Here is a 23758-nt window from a genome sequence, read left to right on the forward strand (position 1 = left end):
GCGGAGGGCGGATGAGCACACGCGACCGGACAGCCGGTCTGACGTCGGTGACCCGTTCCTTGCTGTTGCAGGGCGGGCCGCAGCTCTCCGACAACACGGAACGGCCATATGGCGGGCATCAAGCCCGCTTCCGGTCGGCGGCGAACAACGCGTTCAGCTCCGAGTACGTCAGCTCGGGCTCCAGCGAGTCGCACGTTCCCGCGCCGAGCAGTTCCCGCATGGCGCGCTCGGCCAACCCGTATGCGGCCTGGGCGATCGCCGTGCCGACGGTCACCCGGCGCACGCCCACCGCGGCGAGTTCCGTCACGCTCGGGCCGCCCTTACCGGCCATCACGTTGACCGGCAGGGCCACCGCGGCAACCAGCCGGGTCAGTACGTCCAGATCCAGCACGCCGGGCACGAAGAGGCCGTCAGCCCCCGCCTTGGCGTAGCTCCCGGCCCGCGCCGCCACGTCGTCGGTCCGACCGGCCTCGGCACCGACCCGGAACAGGAAGACGTCGGTCCGCGCGTTGATGAAGAAGTCGGGCACCCCCGCCGCGTCGGCGGCCTCGCGCCCGGCACGGATCCGCTCCGCCTGCCGCTCGGGTGTCACGAGCGTCCCGTCAGCCTGCGAGTCCTCCAGGTTGATACCGGCCGCGCCGGCGTCGATCGCGGCCCGGACCGTCGCCGCGACATCCTCCGGGCCGGGCCCGTAGCCGCCCTCCATGTCCGCGGTCACCGGTACGTCGACCGCTGCCGCGATGCGGCGTACGGCCTGCGCCATCTCCTCCCGGCCGGTGCCCTGGCCGTCCGGACGACCGAGTGACCAGGCGACGCCCCCGCTCGTGGTCGCCACGGCGGTGGCACCGGCCCGCACCGCGAGGGCAGCGCCAGCCGCGTCCCAGACGTTCGGCAGCACCAGGATCGGTCCGTTGCACAGCTCCCGGAATCGACGGGCCTTCGCGTTCAGAACGGCGTCAGTCATACTGCCCCTTCGTTACGGATTGTTACGTTCGGCGCTGGGATGCCGGTGGGCCGTCACGCCGTCGGTGCCACCCGGCCCGGCCGACGTCAACCGCACGGAAGCAGTATCCGGAGCATCGGGTAAGGCGGTCTGGCTGGAATCGGACCTGACCGTCGCACGGAAGAGACGAAGCGACCGGAGCCACCGCTGGAGGGCCGGCGCCGTCCGGAGGAGATGGACGGAAGAAAGGGACAGCCGCATGGACGGGAATGCGCTCACCTGGGCGACCGTGAACCGGCTCGCCGTGGCGGGCGACCTCGACGGCATCACCGTCCTGCTGACGGGCGTGACCGGGACGGACCGGTTCGCCGCCGCGGCCGGGATCGAGGCCGGCATCCGGTCCGCGACAACGGCCCACTGGTGGGAGGCCGGGCCGTCCGGCGGGCGCGCCCCGGTGAACCCGGCGCCCGGTCACGCCTTGGCCGTCGTCGCCTGCGTCCGCGGTGCCGCGCAGGCCGCCGCGCTGCTGGCGAGGCTGTCGGCCCGGACGTCGCATCACTCCTGGCTGGAGCAGCTACGTAAGGTCGGCCGGAGCCGGGAGACGTCCTGGCTCGCCGACGTCGGCACCCGCCTGGCGCGGCGGCTGCCCGTCCGGAACGCCCGCCCCGAGGACTGGAGCCTCGCCGCCGCTCTGCTGCACGAGGCGGATGCCGGCCCGCCGGTCACCGAGGCGTTCGCCCGCGGGTGGATCCGGCACCTCATGAGCCCGGAGCGGCCCGGACGGGGAGCGGCATCGCTGGCCGACCGGCTCGGCGAGGATCGGTTCCTCGACCGGCTGCTGCCCGCGTTCTTCGAGATCGAAGGCCTCGGCACGGACGCGGCGGTCACGTTCCGTGATCCCGGGGTGGAGCACGAGGACCGCGAGCCGTGGTTCCCGGCGGTCGTTCCGGTGCTGCTTGATCGGGGCCGGTTCGACCGTGCCACGGTCCTCGACGCGACGGTCAGCCGGCTGGGGCACGGCGGCCGCCCGGCCGGTCTGCGCGCCTTCGTCCTGCTGCACGACGCGCTCGCGCCCACGATCGGGGAGCTGGCCGTCCGGGTCACCGACTATGCCCGGATGCTGCCGGACGGGCCGTCCACCGTCGCGGGTCTCGCCCAGCGTGCCGTGCGCGCGGTCGACGAGGCTGGTGGCCTTGAACTTGACGTTCTCCTCGAGGCGAGCGGGCCGGTCCTCGTACGCCCGGAGAAGTCCCTGGTGAAAGCGCAGTTGATCTGGTTGTCCCGGGTCGCGGCCCGGCATCCGGACCGGATCGGCGAGATCGTGGACACGGTTGCCGCCGCGTTCGGCAACCCCCACTCCGAGATTCGGCAGCGGGCGCTCGGCCTGGTCACCAATCACATCGGCGCCCTGTCACCGACCGGCGTCGCCCGGCTGAGGGAGGCGGCCGCCCAGCTCACCGGCGACCTCGCCGAACGGGCCGCCGACCTTTTCACCGACCCGGACGAACCCGCACCCGGCGCAGCCACACCGGACGAAGCCCTCGCCAGCACGCCGCCCACCGAAGTCACCGGCGAAGGTGCGCGCCGCGAGGACCCGGCCGGGGACCCCACCGATGGATTCACGCCCTACGGGAACCCGTCCTCCGACGCCACCGGCACAGCCGCGGCGATGCCTGAACCGATCGCCTGCCCCGCCGAACTGGCCGGTGAGGTCGCCTCCCTGCTCGTCACCGAGACGGCGGCGGGCTGGGAGCGGGTGCTCGCCGGCCTGGTGAGCCTGCACGCGGCCGGGCACCGGCGGGAGCTAGCCGAGTTGTTGACACCGTTCCTCGAGCGGTACCCCCATCACTTCGAGCATCTGATCTGGATCGCGCAGCGGCCCACGGTGTTCCTGGGGGTGGCGATCCGGCGGCTGTCCGATCCGGACGATCCGGGACCCGCGTGGGACCGGATGGTCGAGGCGGTCCGGACCGCTGAGGACACCGGGCAGCGCGGTGGTCCCGATTCGGCGCTGGCGAGGACGCCGGACGGTGTTCTCGCGGCGCGGATCGCCGAGGCGGCGATCCGGTTCACCGACCGGCCGGTGCCGCTGCTGATGGCAACGCCGACGCACCTCAACGGCAGTCTGGACGCCGAGGTTCTGCTGGCCCGGCTGTTGCGGGCGGAGACCGAAGGGTGGCAGCCGTGGCGCCTGGATCTGGAGCAGGCTCTGCTGCGGGTGCCGCGCCGGGTGGACCCCGCGGTGGTGACGGCCGCCGGGCGGCTGACGTCACCGGCGGGGCGGCTGTTCGCCGGGTGGCTGGCGGAGGGTGGCCTTCCCGACCCGGTCAGCGTACGGGTCGAACAGCGACCGGGTGGCTACCATCCGACCAGGGTGGACCTTGCCGCGACACCCGTCGAGCGGGTGGTGGCCGATCTCCGGCCGGCCCGGGGCGGTGTGCTGTCACTGGAGACGCAGCTGGTCACCGTCACCAGGGATCCGCTGCCGTTCCGGGTCTCCCGGGAGCCGTCCGGCGACATCGTCGGTCTCGCGATGGTGCTGCCGCATCACCGCGACGCGGTGGCCGCGTGGCTGTTGTCCGAGCTCGCGCAGGCCGGCGCCACGGACGAACGGGGCAGCGGGTCGCGCCTGTCCCTGCTCGCCGACTGCACCGGTCCGGCCGGGGCGGCGACCGTCCTGGCGCTGGTGTACGGCCTGACCGCCCGGCACGAAGCGGACCGGGCGGCGGCCGTGGACCTCTTCCTGGCCCTCGCCGCCGAAGACGCACAACGTCCGGCGCGAGGCGGACCGGCCACTGCGGGGACCGGGCCAGCCACTGCGGGAGCCGGGCCAGCCACCGCGGGAACCGGGCCAGCCACCGCGGGAACCGGGCCGGCCGCGGCGAAGAGCGGGTCAGCCACCGTGATGACCGGGACGCGCGCGGCCGGAGGCCGGTCGTTCGCGGCGGCGGCCGGCATCGAGCTGGGGCGGCTCGGTGGCCTGGGTGATCTGGTCAAGGTGGCCCGATCGGTCCCGGCGCTGGCCGACGCGCACCGGGCGGGCGTCACCGGACACGTGTGGGAGTTGCTCGGCACGGCTCTTCCGCATCTGCTGCCGGTGGCGCCACGCGGCCTTCCGGACATGCTGGCGCTCGCGGCGGAGGTGGCACACGCGGCCGGCGCGCGCGGTGAGATTCCCGGCCTGACCGAGGTCGCGAACCGGCGGGGCTCGTCCCGGCTGATCACCGAAGCCCGCCGGCTCCACGACCTGCTGACGCGGTGAGACGCAGCCGGCCGCGCACCGCAAAAGGCCACGTACCGCAAAAGGCCACGCACCGCAAAGGCCACGCACCGCAAAAGGCGGCAAAGGCCGCGTACCACAGAAAGAGAGACGCCGCCCGGCGGGGGACCGGACGGCGTCTCTCTTTCAGGGGGAGTGCAGTCAGCCGATCTTGACCTGGAAGATCGGGTTGGCGGCGAGCTTCTTGAACGCGGCGAGGCTCGCCTTGGTGCTGTCGATGCTGATGTCGCGGTCGCCCTGGTCGTCCTTCTTGGTGTCGAAGTGCACGATCGCCTTGATGGCGGGGCGCTTCTTCAGCTCGTTGACGACGCTGTTGTAGACGAACGACTTGTCGGTGATCTTGCCCACGCGGTGGTAGGCGCCCCACTCGGCGACCATGATCGGCTTGCTCTTGTGCTTGGTGGCGGCCCAGTCGTAGAAGCCGAGGCCGCCCTTCTTGGGCTTACGGTCGAGCAGGTCGGCGAAGGTGCCGTAGTGGTAGTAGCCCTTCTCGACCGAGACGTAGGAGTCCAGGCCGATCCAGTCCACGTACTTGTCGCCGGGGTAGAGGTCGGCCCACCACGACTGCGACATCCACTTCTCGTTGCCCATGTAGGCCATCACGTTGACCACGTTGGTCACGCCCTGCTTGCGCAGGCGCTCGATGGTGTGGCGGTACATGGCGGCGAAGTCCTTGGCCTCCCAGCCGGAGCCCTTCTTCGCGACGACGTCGTTCTCCGGCTCGTGGTTGAGGACGAGGAAGAACTTCTTGTCGTACGCCTTGGCGCGCTTGGCGAAGGCGTCGATGCGCTTGTCCTGCTCACCCTTGGCAACCTTGGCCCAGGAGGAGCCGTACGCGATCTTCCAGTTCTGCAGCAGGACGCGCGGGTTGGCGGGGTCCTGGGTCATGGCGATCTCGGCCTTGGTCGGGAAGACCTCGTCGCCCTTGTGGTACTGGTGGAACAGCGTCGCGGTGCGGCCGCTGGCCTTCTCCCAGGTCTTGAGGGCCTGGTCACGCGGTGTGCTGGTGAATCCGCCGGCCGCGCCGCCCCAGAGGACGCCGCAGGACGGGACGAGCTTGTTGTCGGTGACGCAGGTCTTGGCAGCCGGGGCCGCGGTCGCGGCAGTGGTCGGCGCCATGACGGCAGTAGTCCCCGCGAAGACGGCGGTCAGAGCTGTCAGGAACTTCGGCAGCTTGGCCAGTCGCATTCAGTAACTCCCCCAGTTGTCCGGCTCGTTGTCGGCCGGGCATGTGAAAGAGATTCCAGGGCGGCGGGTGCGGGCCGAGTGCCCGTGCCGGTGCCACCCGGTTGCGGTGTTCCGGCACCGGAAAGGGTGATCCGCTTGCACCGGCGGGCGGCGCCCGGTAGCCAAAGGGAATGGATGTGATCATCGACGGCCACAACGACCTGCCGATGCGGCTGCGCGAGTGGTACGGCTCGGCCGTGTCGGGGCTGGAGAACGAGCGGCCACCGTTGCACACGGATCTGCCGCGGTTGCGGACCGGCGGGGTGGGCGGCCAGTTCTGGTCGGTGTACGTGCCGTCGGACCTGCCGGAGACGGCCGCGGTGACGAGCACCCTGGAGCAAATCGACCTGGTGCACCGGCTGGTGGCCGCCTACCCGGAGGACCTGGCGATCGCGTACACCTCGGCTGATGTGGAGCGGGCGGTGGCCGGGGGCCGGATCGCGTCGCTGATCGGCGTGGAGGGCGGCCACTGCCTGGGCAGTTCGCTGGGAGTGCTGCGGTCGCTGGCCCGGCTGGGCGTGCGCTACGTGACGCTCACCCACAACCACCACACCGGGTGGGCGGATTCGGCGACGCAGGATGCGGTGCACGGTGGCCTGACCGAGCAGGGGCGGGCGATCGTACGGGAGATGCAGCGCCTGGGCGTACTGGTGGACCTGTCGCACGTCTCGGCCGCGACGATGCACGCCGCCCTGGACGAGGCCGTCGCGCCGGTGATCTTCAGCCACTCCGGCGCCCGGGCGGTGACGGACCATCCCCGCAACGTGCCGGACGACGTGCTGGTCCGGCTGGCCGGGAACGGCGGCGTGATCCAGTTGACGTTCGTCTCCTTCTTCGTCTCGCCGGCGGTCCGCGACTGGATGCGGGCGGCCGACGCCGAGTGGGCCAGGCTGGGGCTTCCCGCGTACGGGGCGGACTGGCCGCGTGGCCCGCTTCCCGGCGAGGAGCCGGCGCACGTGCCGGTGGTCCCCTTCCACGATTTCGCGGCGGAGCCGGCGTTCGCCCCGTGGCTGGCCGCGCACCCGAAGCCGTCGGCGACCCTCGCCCAGGTCGCCGATCATGTCGAGCATGCCCGTGAGGTGGCCGGCATCGACCATGTCGGGATCGGCGGTGATTTCGACGGCACCCCGGAGGTGCCGGACGGGCTGGCCGACGTGTCGTGCTATCCGCGGCTGTTCGAGGAGTTGCACACGCGCGGCTGGTCCCAGGCCGATCTGGACCGGCTCGCCAACCGGAACATCCTGCGCGCACTACGCGACGCGGAGGAGTACGCCGAGGAGCCGCTCTGGCCCCGATGAGCGGCGTGAGCGATCACGGAACCGGCCCGGCGCACCGCCAGGCAAAGATGAACGGCGATATTTCAAGAAAGTTAACTGAAGATATTGACACGGACATTGCGCGGCATAACGCTGTGAGAGCGCTCTCACATCACCCCCAGAGGAGCCCGCCGATGAAGGTCCTATCCACGGCACTCCGTGCCCTGGCGGCCGCCGTCATGGCCGTCCCCATCGCTGTCACGGTCGCCCAGATCCCCGCCGCGGCGATCGGCCCGGACCTGCTGCCGGTCACCATCACCAACAACACCGGCCGCGGCGAAGCCGTCCACCTGTACATCCTCGGTCAGGACATCCGCCCCGGCGGACGGCTCGGCTACGTCAACGCGGCCGGCCAGTTCTTCAACTGGCCGGCCGGAGGCAACCCGCCCACCCCGGCACCGGACGTCTCCATCGCCGGCCCGGCCAACGGCGGCAGCATGACCGTCCGGTTCCCGCGGTTCATCTCCGCCCGCATCTACTTCTCGCTCGGAAAGAAGATCGACTTCCGGCTGACCCCGGACGGCCTGGTGCAGCCCGCACCGTGGGCCGGCGGCGACCCCAACCGGGACACCCTGTTCGACTGGTCCGAGTTCACCTACAACGACGCCGGGCTGTGGCTCAACAGCTCCCAGGTCGACATGTTCGCGATCCCGCACGGCGTCAGCGTCACCGGCGCCGACGGCCGCACCGTCCGCACCGGTGACCCGGTCGCGAACGGCCGGCAGAACGTCATCGACCAGATCCGGGCCAACGGCGACTTCAGCCGCTCGATCATGACCCGCTCGGACGGCACCGTGCTGCGGGTGCTCGCGCCCGGCAAGGCGGTCGGTGCGGGACTCATGAACGCGAACTACCTCGACGCTTACATCAACTCGGCATGGAACTCGTACACCAGCCGCACCCTGACGGTCGTGCCACGGGTCAACGAGCCGAACCGGCGCTTCTTCGGGCGTACGTCCGGGAACAACATGGTCTTCACCGACGCGAGCGGCGCCCAGGTGGCCGTGGTGGGCAAGCCGACCGGCAACAACGTCTGGGGCTGCGACGGCGTGTTCAACGCGCCGAACACCCCGCCGTTCATCGAGCCGGAGATCAAACGGACGCTGTGCACCGCCCTGAACCGGGGCACCCTCGGCACCTCCACGCAGGAGCCGGTCCTCGACGCCGGGCAGTTCTACCGCAACAGCGCGCCCAACCACTACTCGCGGATCATCCACAACAACATGGCCGACGGGAAGGCGTACGGCTTCGCGTACGACGACGTCGGCGGCTTCGAGTCGCTCGTGCACAGCGGCGACCCGCGCTCGGCGGCGATCATCCTGTCCCCGTTCACCGGCGGCAGCCCGCCGCCGACCAACCCGCCGCCCGCGACCGGTAACGCGATCATCAGCACCTGGAACAACAAGTGCATCGACGTGCCGAACGCGAACTACAACGACGGCCAGCGCCTGGTCATGTGGGACTGCACCGGCGGCACCAACCAGCGCTGGGAGTTCGTCGGCGGCACGCTGCGCACCCAGAACAACAAATGCATGGACGTCGCCTGGGGCGGTACCGCCGACGGCACACCCGTCCAGATCGCGACCTGCAGCGGCAACCCGGCACAGCAGTTCGTCCTCAACGCCGCGGGTGATCTGGTGAACCCGCAGGCCAACAAGTGTGTCGACATCGCCGAGGTGAACCCGAACAACAACGCGGTCCTGCACCTGTGGACCTGCGTGGGCGGCGTCAACCAGAAGTGGCGCCGGGGCTGACCTCCTAGCGTTCGGGTGAGGTTCGGGTACGCAACACCCGAATCTCACCCGTTACGTCGTGCGGCTCACGACCCTGGCTCGCGGCGCCGGCGGGTGCGCTCGTTCGCCCGTACGATCAAGGCCTGGTCCCGATCCTGCCGACCACCGCCCTCGTCGTCTCCGCGGTGGTGGAGAGCAGCATCCCGGTCCTGCCGTATTCGGTGTCCTCAACCAGGTAGGACCGCTCGCCGAGGTACTGGCCCGTCGCCCGGTCGAAGATCCACTCCCGGCGCCGGCTCTGCTCGGTCCGGGCCACCGCGACACCGTGCCGCCCGATCGCGTCGACCGCGTCCGGCACCAGCTCGACCCCGGGGATCCTCGCCGCCGCCCGATAGAGCACGGCGGTCTGTTCCGGCGACAGCAGCGACTCGCTCAGCAGGTCGCCGATCACGGTGAAAGCCTGCCCGTCCGAGCTGTGGCCCTGCCCCTTCGACTCGGCGTAGATCTTCGTGAGCAGCGCCTCCGGGTCGTCCGGCAGCTCCGGCTGCAGGTCCACGGGCCGCGCGGCACCGGTGTCGATGCTCTCGCCGTCCTCCCTGACCAGGCCGTTCCCGCCGACGAACAGGGGCTTCCAGATCTCCCGGTCGTGCGGTTCCTGCAGCTTCGCCTCGACCGGTTCACCGTCCGCACCGCCGCTGAAGGCGACGAACGCGACGCGGCTGCGCACGTACAGGTAGCGGCCCTCGGCGCGTTCCGGCGCGGACCTGGCACCCGACAGCGCCAGCCCGTTCAGGAACTCCACCGCCGCGTCGTGATCACCGGGCAGCACCTGGACGATCGGCGGCGCGGAGCCACGATCCCACGGCGCGGCCACCACGGTGGCGGCGAGGGCTGTCACGACGACGGCCGCCACGGGGGCGAGGATCAGAAGCAGACCTTTTCGTCGTACGGGTGAGCCGGTCCCCCGATCGATCTCGGCCAGCAGTCGCGCCCGACGGCGCAGCAGAGTGTCACGCGGCATCCGGGGTCCGGCCGGCTTGGGCAGCAGCGCGGCGAGTTCGGCCCGCAGTTCGGTGTCGTTCATCGATAGTCTCCCCGCACTGGATTGAGCCCCTGACCCTTCGACACCTGCTTCAGCTCCGCCTCGTCCTTCAACCCCGCCTCGCGCTTCAGCTCTGCCTCGCGGTTCAACGCCGCGTCGTCGTTCAGCTTCGCCTCGGGCTTCAGCTCCGTCTCGGGCTTCAGCTTGGCCTCGGCGAGTGCCCGCAACCGGACCCGGGCGCGGGACAGCCGCGACCGGACCGTCCCGATCGGCACGCCGAGCGCCTCGGCGGCGGAGGCATAGTCGAGCTCCTGCCAGACGCAGAGCAGGAAGACCTCACGGTCGGCCCGGCGCAACGCCCGCAGCGCGGCAGCCGCGGCGGCCAGCTGGGCACTGTCGTACATGCGGCCGACGACCTCGTCGGCGAAGTCGGGCACCGTTCCGGCGGCCGGCACCCGGGTCAGCGCCGCCCGATGCCGGCGCGCCGCCCGCCGGCGGTTGCGGAGCACGTTGGTGGCGATGCCGAGCAGCCAGGGCCGCAGACCGTCGCCGTCCGGCCGCAGAGTCTCCCGGATCCGCCACGCTTCGAGGAACGTCAGCGAGACCACGTCGTCGGCGCCCGCGTGATCACCATCCGTCCAGGCGGCGTGCCGGTACACGGCCTGTGCATGCTCGTCGAACAACTCGGCGAACGCTTCGGTGTCGCCGGCCCGGATCCGGGCCCGCAAGATTGCTGTCACGCCCGTTACTGTCCGCTCCGCCCACCGAGTTCCCCCCACCGCCCAACCCGCCCCACCCCGCCGCCCTCACCCCCAGCTGGCTCTCACCGCTGTCTCGGAGCGGCTGACACAGCCATGCAAGCCAGCCCCGACTCCAAGCTGGACCGCACCGCTGTCTTCGGACGGCTGAGACAACGGTGAGGCCAGCTGGGGTTCCGGGGCGCGGATCCGCCGGCAGTTCGGCGCCGGGATGTCGAGTGCGGGGCGGCGGGGCCATGCTGCGCAGTTGCGCAAGATCACACCGGGGGCAGGGGCCCGCGCTGGATACGGGGCGCAGCGGCTGGACGGCTGGAAGACGCCGAAACCCCGGTGCGCGAACCGCGCACCGGGGTTTGGCGAAGCGGGACCACCCGGGGACGGTCCGGGCGGCCCTCGAGCGGGGTCAGCCGCGGCGGGCCGGGTCCAGCGCCGTCCGGTAACGGCGGGAGGCGTCCTGACGGTTGAGGATGGCGTGGATCTCGCGGGTCTCCTCGGCGCTGTGGCGGCCGAGCATGAGGTCAAGCTCGCTGCGCTCCGCGGCGGTGCGGAAGGCGGCGAGTTCGTCGCTCAGGCGACGGTGGGCACGGCGTTCGGCCAGGCGGTGGGAGATGGCGGTACGGGTGTCACGGATGAACTTCACGACGAGCTCCTCGACGGATAGTGACGGAAACTCTGACGGGTTCAACCCTCTCTCGGCCGGGCTTCATCCCCAAATCCACCAGGTAAAACTCTGACGAGAAAAGTGACCGCCGCCACGGAATTCCGGTAACTCACGTCACTCTGCGTCGCTGCGCTGCAGGTCAGGACGAGCCGGTGATCTCGCCCACCGCGGGCAGTGCCGAGAGCAACTGGGTACGCGAGCGCACGCCCAGCTTGCGGTAGACCCTCGTGAGGGTCGCCTCCACGGTCTTCACGCTGAGGTAGAGCCGGCTGGCGATCTCCCGGTTGCTGGCGCCGTCCCGGACCATGCCGGCGATCCGCAGCTCGGTCGAGGTGAGCCCCTGGTCGGCCGCGCCCTCGGTGCGGGCGGGCGAGAGTTCCGCCTCGCGCAGCCACGGGTACGCCTCGGCCGCGCGAAAGAGTGCGGAGGCCTCGGCGATCGCCTGCCGCGCGGCCGCGTAGCGACGCCGCCGGCGTTCGGCACCGGCCACCACCAGCAGGGCGTGGGCCTGCTCGACCGGCTGGCGCAGCAGTTCGAAGTGCCGGGCCGCGGCGGTCGCCTGGTCGGCGGCGAGGTCCAGCAGACCGGATTCGGAGCTGACGATCGCGGCCGCCCGGTCCAGGTAACCGGTGAGCGCCGGTGTGGTGCCGAGTCGTTCGGCCGCCTGCCGGGCGAGGGTGAGGGTGGCGGCGGCTTCGGCGTGCTCGCCGAGCGCGGCCAGGGCGGCGGCCAGATCGGCCCGCCAGCGCACGATCATCGGGTCGGCGCTGCCCGCCTCGGCCTCCAGGTCGCGCAACTGCCGCAGGGTGGCGACCCCGGCGCGGGCGTCGCCGGAGCGGACCTGGGCCTGGCCGAGCGCGTGCAGCAGGCGGCGCAGGTAGAGGCCGTCGCCTTCCTGGCGGGACGAGCGGATTCCGCGGCGGGCGAATCCGGCCGCCGCCTCCAGGCTGCCGCCGGCCAGTTCGGCGACCGCGGCGGTGTACCAGGTCGGGCCGGGACTCAGACCCGCGTCCTGGGCCGCCCGGACCGCGCGGTGGGCGTACCGCAGGGCCTCCTGGCACCGGCCCGCCCTGGTGGACACCTCGGAGAGGCTGCGCAGCACCTCGACCCGGGCCTCGCCGATCCGGTCGTGTTCGGCGACCGCGAGCAGGCTGAGCAGCTCGGCACGCGCCTCGTCGAGCCGGTCGTCGAAGAGCGCCATCCGGGCGGCCATGTAGTGCGGCCCGTAGTGCAGCCAGTCGGGGGCGGGCTCCGCGGGCAGCGCACGGGCCGCCTCGAGCGTGCCCCGCCACCCGGCTTCACCCTGTACCCGCTGGATCTGGGCGAGGATGGTGAGGGCCATCGCCTCGGTGGTCGGATCGCCGGCGAGCCGGGCCGCGTCCCGGGCCCGTCCCGCCTCGGCGGCGGCCGCCTCCAGATCGCCGGTGAGGAAGCCGGCCCAGGTCAGCCGCAGCCGGATCGGGGCTGCGAGGGCGGGGTCGTCGCCGGCCTCGGCGAGCGCGGCCGCGAAGGTCTCACCCATCTCGGCGAGTGCCTGGCCGGCCAGGTCGATCAGCACGAGGCGGGCCCGGACGCGGTGCCCGGGTGGGGCGTCGGCGGCGAGGACGCCCTCGGCGGCTCTCCCGGCCAGGGCGGGCGCTCCCCCGGTTATCGCGGTCCGGGCGGCGGTGACCAGCCAGTCGAGCCGGTCGGCGGACCGCTCCGGCGGGCAGCGGTCGGCGGCCAGCAGGTACAGCTCGGCGGCGGTGCGTTCGGCGCCGCGCTGCGCGCATCGGCCGGCCGCGGCGGCCAGGTCGGCGGCTACCTGCGGGTCCGGGCGCGCGGTCCGCAGTGCCTGCTGGCGCAGGGCTTCCACCGGGTCGTACGCCGCGGCGGCAAGATCGGCGTGCACCCGGCTCCGGTCGGCGGCCGGAGTCTCCTCCGCGAGAACCTGGGCGAGCAGTGGCGGTGTGAACCGGATTCGCTCACCGGACATCTCGATGACCCCGGCCGCATCGGCGAGGCGCAGCTCGTTGGCCGCGTCGTCACGCCCGGCCCGCAGCATCAGGGTGAGTGTCGGCTCGGTCGCCAGGGCCGCGGTGAGCAGAGTGGCCTGCACCTCGGCGGGGAGCAGGCCGAGCCGTTCGCGGGCCATGTCGCGGACCGCTCCGGGCAGCGGCGCCGGGCGCCAGGCCGGCCCGCTGACGACGGCACCGCCGAGGGCCAGTGCCAGGAACGGGTTGCCGCCGCTGGCCCGGTGCAGCTGACTGGCCGTCCGGCACGGCAGGCCGCGGCTCTCCAGCAGGGCGGTCAGATCGTCCGGGGACAGTGGCGGCACGGCCAGTTCGATGGCGGGGGCCGGGCAGAGGCGGGCCGCGCGGGCCGGGCCGGGACGACGTTCGGCGGCGAGCATCCGGACCCGCGGGCCGGGGCGGCGGCGCATCGCGAAAGCGATCAGTTCGGACGATTCCGGGTCGAGCCACTGGACGTCGTCGAGGACGAGCAGCACCGGGCCGGTACGCGCGCAGTGGGCCAGCAGTTCCGGCAGGACCAGGCGCCGGGCCAGGGCCGGCACCCCGGTGCGGGACGGGCGGCCCTGGCGCAGCGCGGCGAGCGAGTGCCGGGGCGCGGGCGCCAGGGCGGCGATCGCCTCGGCCGGGAACTGACGGAGAAGATCGGCGATCCCGGCGTACGCCAGAACGCGTTCGCCGCGGGCCGGACGGAGGCGCAGCACCAGTTCTCCCCGCGCCGCGGCCTGGTCGGCGACGGTGTCGAGCAGCGCGCTCCGGCCGATGCCGGGCGGTCCCTGCAGGGCCACCCCACCGCCGGCGGCGAGCCGGGCGTCGATGGTGGCGAGCAGTGCCTCGCGGCCGAGCAGAGCGGGCACGCGGCCTCACCCCCCTGGATCTCCGGAGGTCAGCCTAGGAAGTGAGGCGCACACCCATCAATAAGTTCTCGGGTACGTCACATCTCGCTCATCTGGTAGCGATGACCCGGGCGGCGCCTCCGACAGTGATCAAGCCGCTCGCCGCTCCGCCCGGTCACGGCCCTTTGCTCGCTCGCGGGCGCACCGAGTCGAGGACCTCCTGCACGAGGTTACGGTCGGTGCCCATGACGTAGACGGCGAAGCTGCCGGCGTACACATAGCCGGACCAGGCGGCGCCAGCGGTCTGCTGGATCTCGGGACCCCGGAACGGGTCGAAGGTGGCGGCGCCGTAGAAGGCGAGACCCGTGGTCAACCGGCAGGACGAGGGGCCGGGCGCCCACTGCGCGAAGTCGAACTCGCAGCCGCTCATGTCGGTCCGTTCCCAGTCGGCGGGGACGTCGACGTGGACACCCCGGTTCTCGATGGTCTTCCAGCCCTCCCGCCCCTCGGGCACGGGGACGGTCTTGTGGCTCGCCCGCCCCTCAGGGACGGTGGACGCCCCGGCTCCCACTTCGGCGGCGGCCGGCTGCGTCGTCGCGCCGGACCCGGCCGGCCCGGAACAGGACGCGACGAGAGCGAGCAGCACGCAGGCGGCGGCCAGCAGGACGAACCGGGCCGTACCGGATCCGGTCTTGAAGGTCATGGCCCTTGGACTGCCGCGGCCCGGAGCCGGTTCCGTCACCGGGTCATCGGAGCGTGGGTCCCGTGGTGCTGCGGACCACCAGCCTCGGCGGGATGACCACCGCCCGCGGCCCGGCCGGGACGCCTTCGATGCGCTCGACGGCGCGGTCGATGGCACCGGCCGCCAGGGCGTCGATGTCCTGGGCGATCGTGGTCAGATCGATGTGGGCAAGCCGGCTCAGGCTGGTGTCGTCGTAGCCCACCACGCTGATGTCCCCGGGCACGGTGAGCCCGTTGCGGCGCAGCACGTCGAGCAGGCCGGTCGCGCTCAGGTCGTTGAAGACGGTCACCGCGGTCGGCGGGTCGGCCAGCAGCTTCTCCGCGGCCCGGGCACCGTCCTCCTCACCCGGCCCGCCCGGTACCACCCGGACGTGGTCGGCCAGGCCGTGACGGCGCATCGCCTCCTGGTAACCGGTGCGGCGCTCGGCCGACCCGTGCAGGGTGCCACCGTCGACGTGCGTGATCCGGCGGTGCCCGAGCGACACGAGATGGTCGACGGCCTGGTGGGAGCCGAGGGCGTCGTCGTTGTGCACCACGTCGATGTCGCGGCGCCGGGCACTGCGCATCATCGCCACCACCGGTAGCCGGGCCGCGATGGACGCCAGTTCCGAGGTGCGCATCTGACCGCCGAACAGGACGATCGCCTCGCACCGGTCCTGGAGCAGGTCACCGATGGCCGTCCGCTCGCCGCGCCGCGGTGTCACCGCGCTGAGGGTGAGCTGGTAGCCGGCCGCGCCCGCCGCGTCGTACAGCCCGGTGAGCAGATCGTGGTGGAACGGGTGCCGCACGTCGAAGACCACCCCGAGCAGGCGGCTGCGTCCGCTGCGCAACAGCCGGGCGCGGCTGTCCGGCCGGTAGCCGAGCTCCTCCGCCACCTTCGTGACCCGCTCGCGGGTGACGGCACCGGCGCCCGGCGCGCCCCGCATCACGATCGACGCCAGCGCCACCGACACCCCGGCCTCGGCCGCCACGTCGGCGAGTGTGATCCGCCGCTCCCCTGACCGCATCCCGCGATGGTACGGGGTGTGACAACTAGAACGTTCTATCGGCACGGCAACTAGAACGTTCTAGGATTCCGGCAGTGGACACCCTCACCCCGCGCCGCCGCTGGGCCGCCCTGCTCGCGCTCTCGCTCGGCGGCTTCGGGCTCGGCCTGACCGAGTTCTCCGCCATGGGCCTGCTGCCCGAGATGGCCCGCGACCTGCTGCCCGCCGAGTACGCGGCCTCCGCACCGGACGCCGTCGCCAAAGCCGGCTGGATGATCACCAGCTACGCCCTGGGGGTCGTCGTCGGAGCGCCCACGATCGCGGCGCTGACCGCACGGCTCCCGCGCAAACAGCTCGTGCTCGGACTGCTCGGGCTGTTCCTCGCCGGAACCCTCGCGTCGATCGCCGCGCCGACCTTCGAACTCGTGCTGGCCGGACGCTTCACCGGCGCCCTGGCCCACGGCGCGTACTTCGGCGCCGCGGCCATCCTCGCCGGTCGCATCCTCGGGCCCGGCAATCAGGGCAAGGGCTTCGCCATCGTGCTCGGCGGGCTGACCGCGTCCAACCTCCTCGGCGTCCCGCTCGTCACCGGAATCGGGCAGAGCCACGGATGGCGTACGGCATATCTGCTGGTCGCCGCGGTATTCGCGCTGAGCCTGATCGCCGTCCTGAGCACCGTTCCCGCCGTGGCGGCCGCTCCCGGCGGTTCACCACGCGCCGAGTTGCGCGCCTTCCGCTCCCCGCGCGTCTGGCTGGCCGCCGCCCTGGTCGCCGTCGGCACCGCCGGGTTCTTCGCCGTCAACAGCTACATCGCGCCGCTGACCACGCACGTCACCGGGCTGTCCGCGACCGCCGTACCGTGGGTGATGGCATTGATGGGCCTCGGCATGACCGTCGGCATCGCGGTCGGAGGCGCCGCCGCCGACCGCGACGTACGCCGCACCGTCCTCTACGGGTTCGCCGCCGTGGTCGCCGCGGTGATCCTGTTCGGTCTCGGAGCCGGACACGCGGCCGCCCTGTTCCCGGGCGCGTTCCTGGTCGGCGCGACCAGCGCGTTCATCGGGCCCGCGCTGCAGAGCCATCTGATCGAGGCGGCCCCCGGAACCCAGCTGATGGGCGCCGCAGTCAACCAGTCCGCCGCCAACGTGGCCAACAGCCTCGGCGCGGCCCTGGGCGGCGCCGCGATCGCCGCCGGCTGGGGCTATCTGTCCTCGGTGTGGATCGGCGCCGTCCTGGCCACCGGCGGCCTGCTCCTGGCCGTGCTCAGCTTCCGCACACCGGCGCGCTCCGCGGTCCCGGCCCATCCCTGACGCAGAGCCACCCCGCCGTCCGTGGCAGGACAGGCAATCGGAAGGGCGAAAGGCGTGCGGGTACGGCCGGCTGAGCCCGTGTGATTACTAGAACGTTCCATTCACGGGTCGACTAGAACGTTCTAGAGTGCCCCGGTGGATTCACTGACCGCGGGTCGCCGGTGGGCGGCACTGATCGCCCTGTCGCTGGGCGGCTTCGGACTCGGGCTCACCGAGTTCGTCGCCATGGGGCTGCTGCCGGACATCGCCCGCAACCTGCTGCCCGGGGCCTATGCGGCATCGGTACCGGACGCACTCGCCCGGGCCGGCTGGATGATCACGATCTACGCGCTCGGTGTCGTCGCCGGGGCGCCGACGATCGCGGTGCTGACCACCCGGGTACCGCGACGGCGGCTCGTCCTCGGGCTGCTCGCGGTGTTCGTCGCCGGTACCACGGCGTCCGCGCTCGCACCGACCTTCGAGCTGGTGCTCGCCGCCCGGTTCGTCGCGGCCCTGGCACACGGCGCCTACTTCGGAGCGGCCGGACTGCTCGCCGCCGCGCTCCTCGGGCCGGGCAGCCAGGGGCGGGGCGTGTCGATCGTGATCGGCGGGCTCACCGCGGCGAACCTGATCGGTGTTCCGCTGATCACGGTGCTCGGGCAGGCGCACGGATGGCGGGCCGCCTACCTGGCCGTGGCCGCCGTCTTCGCGTTCAGTCTGGTGGCGGTGCTCACGACCGTACCGGCCATGTCCGCCGCTCCCGGCGGATCGCCACGTGCCGAACTGCGCGCCTTCCGCTCCCCGCAGGTCTGGCTCGTGGCCTTGGCCGTCGCCGTCGGCACCAGCGGGTTCTTCGCCGTGAACAGCTACATCGCGCCGATCACCACGCATGTGACCGGCCTGTCCGAGCCGACCGTCCCCTGGGTGCTCGCGGCGATGGGCCTCGGCATGACCGTCGGCATCGGCCTCGGTGGTGTCGCCGCCGACCGCGACCTGCGGCGCAGCGTACTGTTCGGCTTCCTCGGACTGATCGTCACGACGGCGTTCTTCGCGGTTGCCGCCGGAAACCCGGCCGGGCTCGTCGTCGGCGCGTTCCTGGTGGGTGCGGCCAGCCTGTTCATCGTCCCGGCTCTGCAGTCCCGGCTGATCGCGGTCGCCCCCGGCGCGCAGCTGATGGGCGCGGCCGTCAACCAGTCGTCGCTCAACATCGCCAACAGCATCGGGGCGGCACTCGGTGGCGTGGTCATCGCCGCGGGCTGGGGTTACTTGGCCTCCGCCTGGCTGGGCGTGGCACTTTCGGTCGCCGGTCTGGGCCTTGCTCTGATCAGTTTCCGCCTCGACCGCGCCGTCGAGCCCGCCCGCACGCTGCCCGAACACGTCCCGGCCTGAGACGCGGAGCGGCCGCGAACGTGCCGATCCGCGGTCCACGCAGGCCGCACATCACCACGCGGGACGAGCAGGAGGGCAGGTCGGGCGCCGGCGTCGGCTGCCCCGGGGAGCATGGCCGGTGAAGGGTGGGTTCAGGGTTCGGCGGCGGCCATCAGGCGTTCGATGACCGGAAGCGGGAGGCTCGGGTTGGCGGCGGCCGCCGCGGTCGTCGCCGGGTCTTCGAGAAGTTCAAGCAGCCGGGCCGACGGGATCCGGGGATCGGATGCGGCCGCCGCCCGGACCACGGCGGACGGGTCGTGGCTGAGCTGCTCGATCAGGGCGGCCGGCGCGGCGGGGTCGAGGGGCACGAGGGCCCGCGCGCGTTCGTCCGGGCTGGACGACAGGCGTGCGAGTCCCGTACGCGGAAAGGCCGGATGCCGGACCAGATCGTCGCTGGAGAGGCCCGCGAACCCGGAGGAACCGGTGACATCGGCGGAGCCCGGGAGGCAGTCGAGGTAGGTGTGCAGCACCAGGTCGCCGGGGACGTCGGCCCGGTACGCGCAGAGCAGCGCCCGCACCGCCGGGTCGCTGTCGGCGGCGAGCGCGCCGACCAGGTCGGATGGCAGGCCGGGATGGCAGGCCGCGCTGCGCCGCAGGCCGGGGTGGGCGGAGCGGGCGCATCGGCGCAGTTCGGCGGGTCCGGCGGCGAGCACCCAGTCGAGCAACGGGGTGTCCTGACAGGCGGGGTAGTCGATGGCGGCGCGCTGTTCCTCGGTGAGTTCGGGGCGCTGCGAGACGGCGAGCCGGACGCGGGGTGACGGGTCGGCGGCGAGCGTGGTGACCCATGCGGCGGGCAGGGCCGGATCGGCGGCGGCGCGTTCCCGGTTCCACTCGGAGTCGCTGGCGGCGAACAGGACTGCCTGCCCGGTGCCGAGGGAGGTGGGTTCGTAGGGTTTGCGGTCGAGCAGGGCGCGGGCCGCGTCGGCGATGCCGGGGTGGGGGTCGCGGGCGAGCGTGGCGACCACGTCGCGGGGTGTGCCGGGCAGGTAGGTGAGCAGGTCACGGACCAGGGGCTCGGGGTGTCCGGCGAGACGGTGGTGGACCCAGCCGGGCAGCGGGTCGGACCAGCGGGCGGGCGGGCCTTCGAGGAGCGCCTGCAGGACCCGGATGCTGAGGTCGCCGGCGAGCCGGGCGCGCTGGCCGCCGGTGGCTCCGGGGCTGCGGGCGAGCGCTTCGCGTACCTCGGGGTCGGGGTGTGCGGCAAGGGCGTCGAAGGCCTCGTCGGTCCAGGTGCGCCGGGCGGTCAGGTCCCATGGGGTGATCCGGTCGTCGGCGGCGAGCCGCAGCAGGAGGGTGACCGGGAGCGCCGGGTTGCGGGCCAGGCCGTGCAGGGCCGCCAGGGGGTTGGGCACGAGCACGAAGAATACGGGCCGCGGCCCGGCGCATCCATCCCTGGACGGATGCGCCGGGCGAACGGGGTGACGCCTCAGGCGATGGGGCAGGTGCTGCGGTAGTCGGAGATCGACGTGCTGCTCGGTCCGGGGCAGATGAACTGGTCGTAGCGGGTGTCGTTGTCGACGAACCGCTTCAGCCAGGCGACGGACTGGACGGCGGTCGGCGTGTTGGTGCTCTGCGGGAAGAAGTGGCTGGCGTTGTTGAGCTCGAGGTACGCCTTCTCCGCCGACGCCGGGATGCTGTTGTAGAAGGGGATGGAGTGCGAGGTGACGGAGGCGATGCTGTCGTTCTCCCCACCGATGATCAGGGTCGGCACCCGCAGTTCACTCCAGGACTTGTCCGTGTTCCACGGGGCCAGCGGCACCGCGGCCTGGAGGGACGGCCGGTCGCTGGCGGCTTCGAGGCTTCCGCCGCCGCCCATCGAGTGCCCGCCGACCGCGAGCCGGGTGGCGTCGACCCGGCCGCGCACCGAACTGCGCTGGGTGAGGTAGTCCAGCGCGGCGAGCAGTTGCCGGCCGCGGGACGCCGGCTGGTCTCCGGTGGTGTTGGTCTCGATGCCGATGACCACGAAACCGTGCGAGGCCAGCCGCGGCCCGAGCCACGAGATGCTCGACCAGTAGGCGGTGAATCCGGGTGAGATGGCGATCGCACCGAAGGTGCCGTCGCTGGTGGTGGTCGGGTAGTAGATCTCCCCGCCGCCGAAGCCGGTGACGCTGAGACTGGAGACCGAGGTCTGGCTGACCGCGTACGGACCGCGGGAGGCCTGCAGGGCGGACAGCGTGGGCGCGGGGCCCCGCTCGTAGGGGTTGTCCGCGGCCTGCGCGCTGGTCACACCGGCGCTGGTGACGAGGGTGACCGCAGTGGCCGCGACGGCCAGCCAGCGGAGTGCCCGCTTGGGGACAGATGTCACGTCGACTCTCCTTACCGTGGGGGATCGGATCGACGAGCGTCAGTTTTGGGGGCATCCGGGCCCCCGCGCATCGGCGAAATCACCGGCGTTCTGTCATCGGGTGGCAACATCCCGGAAATTTCATTTGCCGCAACAGTGTTCCGTTCCGCCCGGGAGCAGGGCAGACTCGCCGCATGATTGATGCACCGACAGTGCATAAACTTCGGCCGGACGCCGTCACAGAGATCGGCCTGCTCACCGCCACGGCCGCCGGCGGCCACGGCGGCGTCCTGGTGCTCTCCGCCGGGCCGGGCGAGGGCCGCACCACACTGCTGCGAGCCGTCGCGGGCGACCATGCCCGGGACTGGACGGTGCTGACCGCCACCGGCTGGGAGGACGAGCGCGGCCTGCCGTACGCGAGCCTGCGGGAACTGCTCACTCCCCTCCGTGACGAGGAACCGCGGCACGCCGGCGATGCGCTGACCTCCTTGCGTACGGCCGCGCGCAGCCGCCCCGTCCTGTGCCTGCTCGACGACGCCCACCTGTTCGACCCGGACTCCTGGCGGGCGGTCCTCTTCGCCGCCCGCCGGATCGGTACGGACCGCGTCGCGATCGTGCTGTCCGTGCCCGCCGGGGCCGAACCACCCGGATTCCCCGTGCACCGGCTGACGCCGCTCGGCCCGGTCGCCGCCCGCCGGATCCTCGCCGCCCACGCCCCCGACCTGGCCGAGGACGTCGCCGGCACGCTCATCGAGATCGCCGCCGGACACCCGGGAGCTCTGACCGACCTGGTTCGCGGACTCACGCCGGAACAGCGCCGCGGCTATGCGCCACCGCCGGAGTCGCTGCCGCCGGACAGCCCGCTGCGCCGGCGGCTGGCCGCCGAACTCGACGCCCTGCCCGCCACCACCCGTGAACTGCTGCTGTTCGCTGCCGCGGCACCCGGCGCCGCCCCGGACAGCATCCTCGCGGCGGCGCCGGGCACACCGGAACTCGCCGACTTCGCGCCTGCCGAACGGCGGGGACTCGTCACCGTCACGGCGGCCGGGGTGCACTTCCGCGGGCCGCTGATGCGGGCGGTCGCGTACGCCGAAATGCCGGTGGCCCGCCGCCGGACCGCCCACGCCGCGCTGGCCGAGGTCCTGGAGTCACGCGGCGCACGCCTGCCCGCGCTGCTGCATCGTGCCGCCGCGACCACCGGCCCGGACGCGGCCCTGTCCCGGGACCTCGCCGGTGCCGCGCGGTCGGCCGATCCGGCGGTCGCGGCGGAGGCACGGCGGTACGCGGCCGGCCTGTGCCCCACCGCCGCCGAGCGGGCCGGGCTGCTGCTGGACGCGGCCCGCTCGGCGTGGCTCGCCGGACGCCCGCACCAGGCCGGGATGCTGATCCGCCGGATTCCGGCAGCGGGCGGCACGGCCCGGGTACGCGCCCGCGCCCTGACCGCCGAGATGAGCCTGCCGGAGAGCCGCCCCGGCGCCCGCGACGTGCTGCTCGACGTGGCCGCCGAACTGGCCGAGACCGATCCCGGCACCGCGCTGGAGGCCCTCGCCCTGGCCGGGGAGTCGGCGTGCCGGTCCGGTGAGCAAGACCGCTACGCTGCGCTGGCCCGCCGGGTGGCCGCCGGGGAGCACGGTGACGAGCCACCGGCCGTCACGCTCGCCTTCCGGCACGTGGCCGGGCTGGCCCGGATCGCCGAGGGCGACGAGTACGCCTCGTTCGCCCCGTTGCGGCAGGCCGTGGCGCTGGCCGACCGGGTGGCCGAACCGGGGCCACTGCTGCGCGCCGCCACCTCGGGCATCCTGATCGGCGACGCCCGCCGGGCCGCCGCGCTGGCCGGGCGGGCCGCCGTCCTGGCCCGGGAGGCCGGCGCCTCGGTGCTGGTGCCACAGGCGCTGGAGCTCGCCGCGCTGGCCGGGATGGCCTCCGGCGACTACACCGCGGCCAACGAGGCCGCCATGGACGGGGCGGCGGTCGCCCGCGGCACCGGCCAGCCGGTCCTGGCCGCCGCTCACCTCGCGGTGCTCGCCGTGCTGGCCGCGCTGGTCGGCGACCGGGACACCGCGTTGCACCGGATCGCGTCGGTCGGTGACGGGCCGTCCCGTCCGCTCTGCGAGTGGGCTCTGGCCCTGCTCGACCTGGTCGACGGGCGCTGCCCGGCCGCCGCCGAACGTCTGCTCGCGGTGGTCAGCGGCCCGCCCGGCCCGGGATCGGCGCTGCTGCGGGTGGCCGTGGTCCCGCACCTGCTGGAGACGGCCGCACAGTCCGGGGCGCGGGCAGCGGTGGAACCGGTGGCGTCCGCCTTCGACCGGTGGGCCGGCCGCACCGGTCAGCCGGCCTGGCTGGCGCTGCGGGACCGCTGCCGCGCGCTGCGCGCCGACGACGGGGAAACCGCGGCCCGGCACTTCGACGCGGCGCTCGCGCACGAGGGCGAAGGCGGCTTCCCCCGGGCGCACACCGAGCTGCTGTACGGCCGGATGCTGCGCCGGCGCCGCCGCAACATGGAGGCCCGCACCCACCTGCGGCGTGCCGCCGAGACGTTCCAGCTGCTGGACGCGGCGCCGTGGGCCGAGCAGAGCGTGCGTGAGCTGCGGGCCGCCGGTGAACGGGTGGAGACGCCACAGCCGTCCGGCCCGGCCCTCACCGCCCAGCAGGAACGGATCGCGTCCCTGGTCGCGGGTGGGGCCACCAATCGTGAGGTGGCCCAGGAACTGCACCTGAGCCCACGCACCGTCGACCATCATCTGCGCAACGTGTTCGCCCGGCTGGGGGTCCGCTCACGCACCGAGATGGCCCGGATGCTGACGAGCTAGATCTCGAGGGCCGCCCAGCGTTCGGCGAGCTGACGGCGGCGGCAAGCGACCAGGTGGCCGGCCAGGATGCCCGGGTGGCCACCGCGCACGCACACGTCGGCGCCCGCGTCGAGGGCACCGGAGACCAGTTCGGGAGGTGCCCAGTCGTCGATCAGCGCGATGATCCGGGTGGCCGGCGCCAGCACCGACCGGGCCGTCCGGACGCCGTCCGTCGTCGCGCCGCTGAGCACCACCAGTTCCCCGAACCGGACGTCGTCGAGGCCGGGCAGCATCCGCATCAGCCAGCCGGACGGCAGATGCTGTGGCAGGCCGGCGACCCGGCTCTGTGGGCCGAGTACGGCGACCACGGGCTGAGCCGCGGGCGCGATGGTGGTCACGTCGTGGTCGATCTGTCCGAGCATGGTGATTTCCCCTC

General features: G+C 73.0%; 17 protein-coding genes. 6 read left to right on the forward strand and 11 right to left on the reverse strand.

Annotated elements, in window-relative coordinates; translation table 11 throughout:
- Positions 1-118: 118 nt before the first annotated feature.
- Complete coding sequence (locus tag AB0G04_RS22390; RefSeq protein WP_360985780.1) at positions 119-964, reverse strand: isocitrate lyase/phosphoenolpyruvate mutase family protein; 846 nt, start codon at positions 962-964, stop codon at positions 119-121.
- Positions 965-1202: 238 nt separating this feature from the next.
- Between AB0G04_RS22390 and AB0G04_RS22395 the strand changes: the two genes are divergently transcribed.
- On the forward strand, positions 1203-4205 hold the full coding sequence (locus AB0G04_RS22395; RefSeq protein ID WP_360985783.1) for a hypothetical protein: 3003 nt from the start codon (positions 1203-1205) through the stop codon (positions 4203-4205).
- 159 nt (positions 4206-4364) lie between these two features.
- On the opposite strand, the gene AB0G04_RS22400 is transcribed toward AB0G04_RS22395, so the two are convergent.
- Entirely contained in the window at positions 4365-5411 is a 1047-nt protein-coding gene (locus tag AB0G04_RS22400; protein WP_360985786.1) for a glycosyl hydrolase, read from the reverse strand.
- Between the two features lie 170 nt (positions 5412-5581).
- Between AB0G04_RS22400 and AB0G04_RS22405 the strand changes: the two genes are divergently transcribed.
- Positions 5582-6748 carry a dipeptidase gene (locus AB0G04_RS22405; protein WP_360985789.1) on the forward strand — a complete coding sequence of 389 codons (1167 nt, stop codon included), beginning with the start codon at positions 5582-5584 and terminating at the stop codon, positions 6746-6748.
- Positions 6749-6900: 152 nt separating this feature from the next.
- The gene (locus AB0G04_RS22410) at positions 6901-8520 is read left to right on the forward strand and encodes a beta-1,3-glucanase family protein (protein ID WP_360985792.1); all 1620 of its coding nucleotides are present in this window, start codon (positions 6901-6903) and stop codon (positions 8518-8520) included.
- Between the two features lie 115 nt (positions 8521-8635).
- On the opposite strand, the gene AB0G04_RS22415 is transcribed toward AB0G04_RS22410, so the two are convergent.
- The 6 genes from AB0G04_RS22415 to AB0G04_RS22440 form a co-directional block, all read right to left on the reverse strand.
- Positions 8636-9583, reverse strand: coding sequence for a CU044_5270 family protein (locus AB0G04_RS22415; RefSeq protein ID WP_360985795.1), 948 nt, complete (start codon positions 9581-9583; stop codon positions 8636-8638).
- The gene (locus AB0G04_RS22420) at positions 9580-10281 is read right to left on the reverse strand and encodes an RNA polymerase sigma factor (RefSeq protein WP_360985798.1); all 702 of its coding nucleotides are present in this window, start codon (positions 10279-10281) and stop codon (positions 9580-9582) included. The genes AB0G04_RS22415 and AB0G04_RS22420 overlap by 4 nt, the downstream gene beginning before the upstream one ends.
- Before the next feature lie 421 nt (positions 10282-10702).
- Positions 10703-10939, reverse strand: coding sequence for a hypothetical protein (locus AB0G04_RS22425; protein WP_360985801.1), 237 nt, complete (start codon positions 10937-10939; stop codon positions 10703-10705).
- Positions 10940-11099: 160 nt separating this feature from the next.
- Entirely contained in the window at positions 11100-13826 is a 2727-nt protein-coding gene (locus AB0G04_RS22430; RefSeq protein WP_360985804.1) for a LuxR family transcriptional regulator, read from the reverse strand.
- A 154-nt stretch (positions 13827-13980) separates the two neighbouring features.
- On the reverse strand, positions 13981-14508 hold the full coding sequence (locus tag AB0G04_RS22435) for a hypothetical protein (protein ID WP_360985807.1): 528 nt from the start codon (positions 14506-14508) through the stop codon (positions 13981-13983).
- Positions 14509-14551: 43 nt separating this feature from the next.
- Positions 14552-15553 (reverse strand): LacI family DNA-binding transcriptional regulator, encoded by a 1002-nt coding sequence (locus AB0G04_RS22440; RefSeq protein ID WP_360985810.1) that lies wholly within the window; start codon positions 15551-15553, stop codon positions 14552-14554.
- 74 nt (positions 15554-15627) lie between these two features.
- Between AB0G04_RS22440 and AB0G04_RS22445 the strand changes: the two genes are divergently transcribed.
- Together AB0G04_RS22445 and AB0G04_RS22450 are read left to right on the forward strand one after the other, a co-directional pair.
- Positions 15628-16842, forward strand: coding sequence for an MFS transporter (locus AB0G04_RS22445; RefSeq protein ID WP_360985812.1), 1215 nt, complete (start codon positions 15628-15630; stop codon positions 16840-16842).
- Positions 16843-16977: 135 nt separating this feature from the next.
- A complete protein-coding gene (locus AB0G04_RS22450; protein WP_360985815.1) occupies positions 16978-18210 on the forward strand; it encodes an MFS transporter in 1233 nt (410 codons plus the stop codon).
- A gap of 131 nt (positions 18211-18341) precedes the next feature.
- On the opposite strand, the gene AB0G04_RS22455 is transcribed toward AB0G04_RS22450, so the two are convergent.
- Positions 18342-19601, reverse strand: coding sequence for a hypothetical protein (locus tag AB0G04_RS22455; protein WP_360985818.1), 1260 nt, complete (start codon positions 19599-19601; stop codon positions 18342-18344).
- 74 nt (positions 19602-19675) lie between these two features.
- The gene (locus AB0G04_RS22460; RefSeq protein WP_360985821.1) at positions 19676-20554 is read right to left on the reverse strand and encodes an alpha/beta hydrolase; all 879 of its coding nucleotides are present in this window, start codon (positions 20552-20554) and stop codon (positions 19676-19678) included.
- 191 nt (positions 20555-20745) lie between these two features.
- Here AB0G04_RS22460 and AB0G04_RS22465 point away from each other — a divergent pair, with 191 nt between their 5' ends.
- Positions 20746-23343, forward strand: a complete 2598-nt coding sequence (locus AB0G04_RS22465; RefSeq protein WP_360985824.1) for a LuxR C-terminal-related transcriptional regulator — start codon at positions 20746-20748, stop codon at positions 23341-23343.
- On the opposite strand, the gene AB0G04_RS22470 is transcribed toward AB0G04_RS22465, so the two are convergent.
- Positions 23340-23744 (reverse strand): hypothetical protein, encoded by a 405-nt coding sequence (locus AB0G04_RS22470; RefSeq protein WP_360985827.1) that lies wholly within the window; start codon positions 23742-23744, stop codon positions 23340-23342. The two genes, AB0G04_RS22465 and AB0G04_RS22470, sit on opposite strands and share 4 nt — an antisense overlap.
- Between the last annotated feature and the right edge of the window lie 14 nt (positions 23745-23758).

The sequence above is a fragment of the Actinoplanes sp. NPDC023801 genome, assembly GCF_040639655.1.
Lineage (GTDB): Bacteria > Actinomycetota > Actinomycetes > Mycobacteriales > Micromonosporaceae > Actinoplanes.

Bases quoted from the DNA above. Each gene is read 5' to 3' on its own strand.
- AB0G04_RS22405 (WP_360985789.1), top strand. From the start codon at position 5,582: ATGGATGTGATCATCGACGGCCACAACGACCTGCCGATGCGGCTGCGC.
- AB0G04_RS22390 (WP_360985780.1), bottom strand. From the start codon at position 964: ATGACTGACGCCGTTCTGAACGCGAAGGCCCGTCGATTCCGGGAGCTG.
- AB0G04_RS22470 (WP_360985827.1), bottom strand. From the start codon at position 23,744: ATGCTCGGACAGATCGACCACGACGTGACCACCATCGCGCCCGCGGCT.
- AB0G04_RS22435 (WP_360985807.1), bottom strand. From the start codon at position 14,508: ATGACCTTCAAGACCGGATCCGGTACGGCCCGGTTCGTCCTGCTGGCC.
- AB0G04_RS22395 (WP_360985783.1), top strand. From the start codon at position 1,203: ATGGACGGGAATGCGCTCACCTGGGCGACCGTGAACCGGCTCGCCGTG.
- AB0G04_RS22410 (WP_360985792.1), top strand. From the start codon at position 6,901: ATGAAGGTCCTATCCACGGCACTCCGTGCCCTGGCGGCCGCCGTCATG.
- AB0G04_RS22415 (WP_360985795.1), bottom strand. From the start codon at position 9,583: ATGAACGACACCGAACTGCGGGCCGAACTCGCCGCGCTGCTGCCCAAG.
- AB0G04_RS22440 (WP_360985810.1), bottom strand. From the start codon at position 15,553: ATGCGGTCAGGGGAGCGGCGGATCACACTCGCCGACGTGGCGGCCGAG.
- AB0G04_RS22400 (WP_360985786.1), bottom strand. From the start codon at position 5,411: ATGCGACTGGCCAAGCTGCCGAAGTTCCTGACAGCTCTGACCGCCGTC.